At 39.7% G+C, this 6,521-nt stretch carries 4 protein-coding genes and 4 tRNA genes; 4 read left to right on the forward strand and 4 right to left on the reverse strand.

Translation table 11 applies throughout. The features are described 5' to 3' along the window. Nucleotides 1-12: 12 nt before the first annotated feature. From ACT3RM_RS04775 to ACT3RM_RS04790, 4 genes are read right to left on the reverse strand one after another with little or no spacing between them, the layout of a single operon-like run. Nucleotides 13-705 (reverse strand): tRNA (adenine(22)-N(1))-methyltransferase TrmK, encoded by a 693-nt coding sequence (locus ACT3RM_RS04775; protein WP_441994587.1) that lies wholly within the window; start codon nt 703-705, stop codon nt 13-15. A 10-nt stretch (nt 706-715) separates the two neighbouring features. Beyond that, complete coding sequence (locus tag ACT3RM_RS04780) at nt 716-1,651, reverse strand: class I SAM-dependent methyltransferase (protein ID WP_441994588.1); 936 nt, start codon at nt 1,649-1,651, stop codon at nt 716-718. Continuing rightward, nucleotides 1,651-3,645: an excinuclease ABC subunit UvrB gene (gene uvrB, locus ACT3RM_RS04785; protein ID WP_441994589.1), complete on the reverse strand. Its 1,995-nt coding sequence runs from the start codon at nt 3,643-3,645 to the stop codon at nt 1,651-1,653. The genes ACT3RM_RS04780 and uvrB overlap by 1 nt, the downstream gene beginning before the upstream one ends. Next, on the reverse strand, nt 3,645-5,021 hold the full coding sequence (locus ACT3RM_RS04790; RefSeq protein ID WP_441994590.1) for an MATE family efflux transporter: 1,377 nt from the start codon (nt 5,019-5,021) through the stop codon (nt 3,645-3,647). The genes uvrB and ACT3RM_RS04790 overlap by 1 nt, the downstream gene beginning before the upstream one ends. Nucleotides 5,022-6,096: 1,075 nt before the next feature. Here ACT3RM_RS04790 and ACT3RM_RS04795 point away from each other — a divergent pair. From ACT3RM_RS04795 to ACT3RM_RS04810, 4 genes are all read left to right on the forward strand, one after another. Continuing rightward, nucleotides 6,097-6,173: transfer RNA gene (locus ACT3RM_RS04795), tRNA-Asn, on the forward strand. A gap of 21 nt (nt 6,174-6,194) precedes the next feature. Continuing rightward, a tRNA-Asn gene (locus ACT3RM_RS04800) sits at nt 6,195-6,271 on the forward strand. 19 nt (nt 6,272-6,290) lie between these two features. Further along, nucleotides 6,291-6,367 (forward strand) — tRNA-Asn (locus ACT3RM_RS04805). A gap of 29 nt (nt 6,368-6,396) precedes the next feature. Next, nucleotides 6,397-6,473, forward strand: a tRNA-Asn gene (locus ACT3RM_RS04810). Nucleotides 6,474-6,521: the final 48 nt, after the last annotated feature.

The following is a 6,521-nucleotide window of genomic DNA, read 5'->3' on the forward strand; positions in this document are numbered from 1 at the left end:
TGAATTTAAGCTTTAGAGAAGATTGTTATACTGCGTTATCACATCAGCATAATAGGCTGTATTTTTATTTTGCATTTGCTGGTAATGCTTTATCAGCTTTGTGTGATATTGCTTATGTGAAGGTTGGTTAAAATCCCACATTTCACCGGTAGCCGTTATTTCTGTTTTTGCGGACTGGCTAAGATGTAATACTTCATAAAATCTTTTATTTTCAGTAACTATTGATTCGTACTTTAACCCAAGCCCCAGCTCATTCAATCCTGAGCGTAATGTGTAAGCATGATGAACAGGGCAAACTATAAACTCTAATGGCTGAACTCGCGCTTTAGTAAACGATAAAGTTGCCTGAGTATAATAAGCTATTATTTGTTGCACCAACCAAAGTAGTAGTTCCCCACCAACACCTGCAATAATAATAATATTTTTCTGTGTAGGGCTCACATTAATAGCGGCCACATCTTGGCAATAAACTTGCCAATGCGGCTCATTCTGCCAAGGACTGAACTGACTCAACTTACTCTCAAGTTCATTCATTAAGCTTGGCACAATATCAACAAAGTTCACCATAGGTGCAGCTTTGCGTTTTAACAGCTCGATGCCCAGTAACCCATGATCGCAGCAGCAGTCCCAAATCACATCATAATATTTATCACCACGCACATCGATAAGTGCATCAATTTCAACTAAACGTCTACTAAGCGCCATAGACTAAAACTTATTCACTTATCGCACTTTCGTACACGAGCGCTTTTAAGCTACGATCAGCGTCTACGTCAATAAAACCCGCTGTTGCATCAAGTCGCTGTTTAAAGACAATACTACCTTGTGTGTGCTCGCTGATCAGATCTTTAAATGCTTGTTCAGATAACTCAGGACTATTAGCACAAAGCAATATTTTAGTTTGGCTGTTTAACAGTTCAGGTAAACGGCGCAACACCTTTTGATAGTCTTTAGTTAATATAAAACTCCCCTTTTGAAAGCTAGGCGGGTCAATAATGATCAAATCAAACGGGGCTGCTTTTTTTAACTTACCAAATGACTTTAAAATATCGTGAGGTAAAAAGCTCACTCCGCGGTCAACATTATTTAGCTGGTGGTTTTGTTTTCCGGTTCTAAGTACACCTTTATTCATATCCATATTCATTACAGAATCGGCGCCGCCATGCATAGCAGCCACAGAAAAACCGCAGGTATATGCGAATAAATTAAGTACTTTGGCATCACGACTATGATCCATAATAAATTCACGGCCACTTCGCATATCAGGAAATATTCCGGTGTTTTGGCGGCTTAATAAGTCAACATGAAATGCAATGCCGTTTTCTTGTACTGTGTGCTTTTCGGGTAAATGGCCGAAAACTAACTTATTAACTGTATTTTGTCCTGCTCGCTGTTGATAAATTAATGCAGTAACAAGTTCAGGGGCATTTTTTGCTATCCAATTCTCTACTCGTTCAGTCAGCTGATGAAGTTCATCATCAGCGATTTCTTGATACGACACTAAAAACAAAGCTGGTGGATAAAAATCTATATTTAAATGACTCAGGCTTTCAACACTATGGCCTCGACCATGAAACACTCTACATAATTCGTTGGCTGATAAAGGCGCCTTATCTAAGGCTGATAATATTTCAGTAAAATTGCTTGTCATTAGTTGATCAACTGTTGCTGTAGTTCATGTATTTGGTCACGTATTGAGGCGGCTTTCTCAAACTCTAAATCGCTTGCGTAGGCATGCATTTTTCCATCAAGCTCTTTAATTTGGCTAGCAATCTCTTTTGCACTAAGTACCTTATTTGACTCTTTTCGGATAAGCCTAAGGTTATCTTTGGGCTGCGCGTCTTCACCTATATCCATTATATCAGTAATGCGTTTTACAAGTGCTTGCGGCTCGATGCCGTGCTTTACATTGTGCGCATGCTGTATATCTCGACGACGCTCGGTTTCATCAATCGCTTTAGCCATTGATTTAGTAACACGGTCGCCATATAAAATAGCTCGACCATTTAAGTGACGGGCAGCACGACCAATGGTTTGAATAAGTGCACGTGCGGAACGTAAAAAGCCTTCCTTATCAGCATCTAGTATTGCAACTAATGATACTTCAGGCATATCTAATCCTTCACGTAATAAGTTAATACCCACTAGCACATCAAATACACCGGCACGTAAATCGCGAATAATTTCAACTCGTTCCACGGTATCTATATCTGAATGTAGGTAGCGCACTTTGACACCATGCTCACTGAGGTAATCACTTAAATCCTCAGACATACGCTTAGTTAAGGTGGTGACTAGCACTCGCTCATTCACGGCTACTCGTTTATAAATTTCAGAGAGTAAATCATCTACTTGGCTAGCAACTGGACGAACTTCTATTTGCGGGTCAAGTAACCCGGTTGGGCGAATAATCTGCTCGGCCACCTCACCATTTGAACGTTCTAACTCAAAATCTCCTGGTGTCGCTGAAACATAAATTGTTTGTGGAGCAATCGCTTCAAACTCTTCAAATCGTAGTGGTCTATTATCAAGCGCCGATGGCATTCTAAAGCCATATTCAACTAAGTTTTCTTTTCGGCTTCTATCGCCTTTGTACATGGCACCAATTTGCGACACCGTCACGTGAGACTCATCGATAATCATTAACGCATCATCAGGCAAGTAGTCGAGTAATGTCGGCGGAGGATCTCCCGGTGTACGTCCCGACAAATAACGACTGTAGTTTTCTATTCCTGAGCAATAGCCCAACTCTGTCATCATTTCAATATCGTACTGTGTGCGCTGCGCTATACGTTGCTCTTCAACCAATTTATTTACACTGAGTAATTGCGCTCGACGCTCTTTTAATTCATCTTTTATTTTTTCTATTGCGTCGAGTATTTTTTCACGTGGGGTTACATAGTGTGTTTTTGGGTAAATAGTGGTGCGCACGAGGTGTTTTTCGACGGCCCCGGTTAGGGGATCAAATATACTTAAACGTTCAACTTCATCATCAAACATTTCTACCCGTACTGCATAAGTGTCAGACTCAGCGGGAAAGATATCAACCACTTCGCCTCGTACCCGGTATGTACCTCGGCTAAATTCTATATCATTACGGGTATATTGTATTTCTGCTAAACGGCGCAACATATCGCGTTGATCTATTTTTTCGCCCACTTTGAGTAGCAACATCATCTTCATATATGATTTGGGGTCGCCCAAACCATAAATAGCCGATACTGAGGCCACAATAATGGTATCTCGGCGCTCAAGTAACGCTTTGGTGGCGCTTAAACGCATCTGCTCAATATGTTCGTTAATCGAGGCATCTTTTTCAATGAATGTGTCACTGGAAACCACGTAAGCTTCTGGCTGATAATAATCATAATAAGAAACAAAATACTCAACCGCATTATTCGGGAAAAACTCTTTCATCTCTCCGTAAAGCTGCGCCGCAAGCGTTTTATTGTGCGCCATAATGATAGTCGGGCGATTTAAATCATGAATGATATTGGCCATGGTAAAGGTCTTACCTGTACCCGTTGCCCCCAATAATGTTTGCTGTGCTAGCCCTGCTTCAAGCCCTTCACAAAGCTGTGCAATCGCAGTGGGCTGGTCGCCTGCCGGTTTAAAATCAGAAACCAACTGAAAATGGTCGCTCATTAATGACACTCCTGTAAAGATTGGTTACTTAACTTTTCAAGCTCTTTCATAAACCACTTATACGCAACAAGCGCAGTAAATAGATTACCTATGGCTGCGCCAATAAATAACCCGGTAAGGCCTGCAAGTTCATTGCCAAAATAGGCAAATGGTACATAAAATATAAATAATCTAACGACACTCAAAATCAATGCATTCATCGGCTTATGCAAAGCATTAAAAGATGAGTTAGATAAAATAATAATACCTTGAAAGCCGTAACTAAGAGGCAGTATATATATAAACAATTTAATTACTTCAACAACAGCTTGCTCTTTTGCAAATATTTCACTAATAAAGCCAGCGCTCGCAATTAATACTAAATAAATAATAAATTGCCACACCATGACAAATTTTAAGGTGGTGGAGTAAGCTTCTTTTACGCGACAAAATTTTGCAGCGCCGAAATTTTGGCTGATAAAAGGCGGCAATGTCATAGAAAGTGCCAACACCACTAAGCTTGCAATTGATTCAATTCGACTACCAACACCAAAGGCTGCAACCGCCTCTGGGCCGTGGCGAGCCACTAACGCGGTCATCACTGCCATCGCCACTGGGGTAAGCATATTAGCGCCTGCTGCTGGCAAGCCTATTTTTAAAATCTTTCTAATCGCCCCAGTTACGGTTTGGTTATTTGCTTGTAAACTTAATAAACCTTTTTTTATAGTTAAAATGTATAAAATAATCACCACAGCCACAGACCAAGCAATAACACTTGCAATAGCGGCTCCTTTAATACCCATCGCCGGTATAGGTCCAAAACCAAATATGAGCATCGGGTCTAAAAGCGCATTAATCAGTCCAGCCCCACCCATAACAATACTCGGCGTTGTTGTATCACCACTGGCGCGTAGCACAGAATTTCCGACCATTGGGGTAATTAAAAAAATACTGCCAATAAACCAAATGCTCATATAGTCATGAATTAATGGCAGAACTTGCTCCCCTGCCCCGAGCAATTTAAAAATAGGCTCAATCAATAAGTAACCGCTAAATGATAATATGCATACCATCACAATGGCTATCATCAGTGCAATACTGGCATCAAAGCGGGCTTCATCTAACTTATTACTACCAAGCGCCTTACCAATAACTGCCGAGGTACCAATACCCAACCCAATAGCTAAACTTATTACTGTAAAGGTAACCGGAAAAGTAAAGCTTACGGCAGCTAAAGGCTTTGTACCTAATAAACTAATAAAAAAAGTATCTACGAGATTAAACATCATTAAAGTAATCATGCCGAAGATCATCGGTATCGTCATTTTTTTTAGGGTCGGCAGTATTGGAGCGTTTAAAAGGTCGGTATTTGAATGTGTCTGCAAGGTTGCGCGCATAGGAATAAATTAGCCTTCTTCAAATGAACCAATTATTTTAAAGCATCACGGCTGTTCTAGCCATGCATTTATGAACTGATCGAGAATATGGTAATATTAATGAAGAAAAAGTGTGCTTTTAGCCTCTTAAGCTTAAATTATAACCGAATACGTCATAAAACAATAAAAATACATTTTAATTACGTTAATTACACAAAAATAGCGTATCCAGGCTTATTTTTACACAATAATTGCGCCTTTCTAATCGTAACGAATAAACTTTCTCATCAAACTAGAAGCAAACAAAATGAAAACATAACCAATTGTTTTTAAATAAGTAAAAAAAAACATTTGAAATGCTTGAAATCCTTGTAGCGCCCTAAAAACCTAGCGTTGCCAAGGTTCTTAAAGTTTCATAAACAGAGTTATCCACAGAAACCGTGGATAACTCATCCAACCGCCCATTTATAAAGGCTTAGCAGAGTGCTAATTTTTCTTGAGCAGTTTGAATATTGGTAAATACTTACTTTATTTAATTTAACACAACTCAGTGAATAAACTCCCAATACTTCAGTAAAGGTTCTATCATCACCTAAGATAGATTTTATACACTCAACAGCTAACCACCTAAGTGACTGATAAAATAGAACTATTAATTTAACTCTCTATTATTACCTGATAATAAATAGCCCACATGTATTATTTTTATATACTACGATAAAGCTTAACAATATCTACACATTACTAATGTGAATATGAGCGATACAGTGCAAAGATTATTTATATGACGCTGTAATGCTAAATATCAAAAAATTATAAGATCTATTCTTTTTAAACCTAAAAGCTAAAAAGTGTAATTTTTAATTTATTTAGTCTTTTGCTCACTCAATTTGGTGGTCATTAATCACTCAGAATAAATTGCTTGAGCTTTTAGATGCCTTTATTTTTAGCTTAATTTTATAAATAAAGAGCGATAAAGCACTCAGATTGAGCATAAAAACAACGAATAAGCTATTTTTTTGAGTTTATGAAGTTTATATGTTGACACTTGGCGGCGCGGTCATTAATATTTCGCCCCGTTGAAAGGCATGACGCTTCCCCCTTAGCTCAGTTGGTTAGAGCGACGGACTGTTAATCCGCAGGTCCCCCGTTCGAGTCGGGGAGGGGGAGCCAAGTTTTTCAGCCATAAACGATTCCCCCTTAGCTCAGCTGGTTAGAGCGACGGACTGTTAATCCGCAGGTCCCCTGTTCGAGTCGGGGAGGGGGAGCCAAGTTTATGAATATGATTGTTCCCCCTTAGCTCAGCTGGTTAGAGCGACGGACTGTTAATCCGCAGGTCCCCTGTTCGAGTCGGGGAGGGGGAGCCAAATCATATAATCTGCAATACTCAATTTGTTCCCCCTTAGCTCAGCTGGTTAGAGCGACGGACTGTTAATCCGCAGGTCCCCTGTTCGAGTCGGGGAGGGGGAGCCAAATTAAACAATCCATTAGACTTTATTCTGTAACTACACTACCCTAACA

The sequence above is a fragment of the Pseudoalteromonas sp. AOP7-A1-14 genome (genome assembly GCF_052376275.1).
In the GTDB taxonomy this organism is placed as follows: Bacteria; Pseudomonadota; Gammaproteobacteria; order Enterobacterales; family Alteromonadaceae; genus Pseudoalteromonas.